At 34.4% G+C, this 1,684-nt stretch carries 1 protein-coding gene; it reads right to left on the reverse strand.

From position 1 onward, the window contains the following. Window positions 1-109: 109 nt before the first annotated feature. On the reverse strand, window positions 110-1,570 hold the full coding sequence (locus LC095_RS26550) for an IS1182 family transposase (protein ID WP_226530910.1): 1,461 nt from the start codon (window positions 1,568-1,570) through the stop codon (window positions 110-112). Window positions 1,571-1,684: the final 114 nt, after the last annotated feature.

The following is a 1,684-nucleotide window of genomic DNA, read 5'->3' on the forward strand; positions in this document are numbered from 1 at the left end:
GAGGCCACTGAAAAACTTACGTTTTTTAGTGGCCTTGCAAGGATGTATATTGAAAAAGGCGACTATCCGTTCAAAAATGAACGGATAGTCGCCTTTCTTTATAGATCTTTTACTTTATTTCTTTCAACAATGTCATAATTCGTTTTAAATTAACCGCAAATATTGTCATTGCTCCTTGCATTTCCATGCCTAAAAGACCCGAGGAAATGGCAACATTATACCCGTGTCTATTCTTAAGTTCACTATTCTTCGCTTCAATTTTGTACCGTTCTTTAGCCTTTATTCTAAAATATTCACTTTCCTGAAAGGCCTTTTGTTCAGTATGTTCAGGCGACTTAATTGTCACGGAATAAGTTTTACTTTTCGCTCCTTCCTTATAACATCCATTTTTAAATGGACATACTTTACACTTTTCGATATCAAAGAAATAGGTAAGACTTTGACTATTATTCGTATCTTTTTTCCCTGTTCGTGCTTTCCTTACGGCCATATGTCCAGCCTTACAAACATACATGCCTGCATCTTTATTAAATTCAAATTCGTCACCAGGTTTTCTTGGGCCTTGTGTAATAATTGGATGTAATTTTGACACTAATTTCATTTCATTTTCTTTGGCAAATTGAATATTAACTTTATCTGAATAAGCAGTATCGCCGATGAGAGTTTTAACCTTAATTCCGGCTTTTTGACTCTTTTCAACTAATTGCCTAAGATACTTCCCATCACTCTTTTCCCCTGTTGTAACAACTGCACCTGTAACAATACGTTCCTCAATCATAGCAATATGAGTCTTATATCCAAAAAAAGAAGAGTCAGCAGCTTTATGTCCGGTTCTAGCGTCAGGATCGCTAGAAGGTATTAAATGTTCTTGGTAATCCTCCACAATCTCACTAAGATAATTTAGCTTTTCTTTAACTTTAGGATATTCCCGAATATCCTTTTCATTTTCAACTGCTTGAACAACTTTTTGACAGTACACAATGGTTTCTACTACATCATCTGTAGAAGGTTTAGATGGGAATTTCCCTTTCATTCCTTCGTCAACCTGATAAACAGCTTTTCTAAGTAGTTTCGATTTTTCCATTAAAAATTCGTAAGGGGACTTCTGGTTAAAACGAGATTTCGTATGGGTTGCATCAACAATAATTGAAGTACTTTTGATTAGTTCTTTTTCAAGTGCGATCTCGACTGTTTTATGAATAAGAATATCAAGTAAGTTGACATCTTTTAAACGTAGCTTACGAAATTTCGTTAGTGAGCTAGGATTAATGACTGATTCTTCAGGAGCCATATCTAAAAAATATTTAAAGGACATGTCATATTTCGAACGTTCAACCACATCCACATCTGATAAGTCAAAAATGGACTTTAGTAATAGATATTTAAACATACGAATAGGAGGCACAGCATTTCGGCCGTTATCGAGGCAATACTTATTCTGTAATTCATCTAAAACAAAAGAAAAATCAACCAGTTCATTTATTTGACGAAGCATATTATCTTTAGGAACAACGATATCATATATACCAGAGTATGGACTGAGATTAAGAGATTGTTGATTGGATATCATCTGAACACCACCTAGAGTTTATATATTTATTTTAAATGAAAATAGCGAAGACTTCCTCGATAAAATCGAGAAAGCCTTCGCTTAAAACGATATAGAGACTTTTTCAGTGGCCTC

The sequence above is a fragment of the Metabacillus niabensis genome, from assembly GCF_020524345.1.
Lineage (GTDB): Bacteria > Bacillota > Bacilli > Bacillales > Bacillaceae > Metabacillus > Metabacillus niabensis_B.

Bases quoted from the DNA above. Each gene is read 5' to 3' on its own strand.
- LC095_RS26550 (WP_226530910.1), bottom strand. From the start codon at position 1,570: ATGATATCCAATCAACAATCTCTTAATCTCAGTCCATACTCTGGTATA.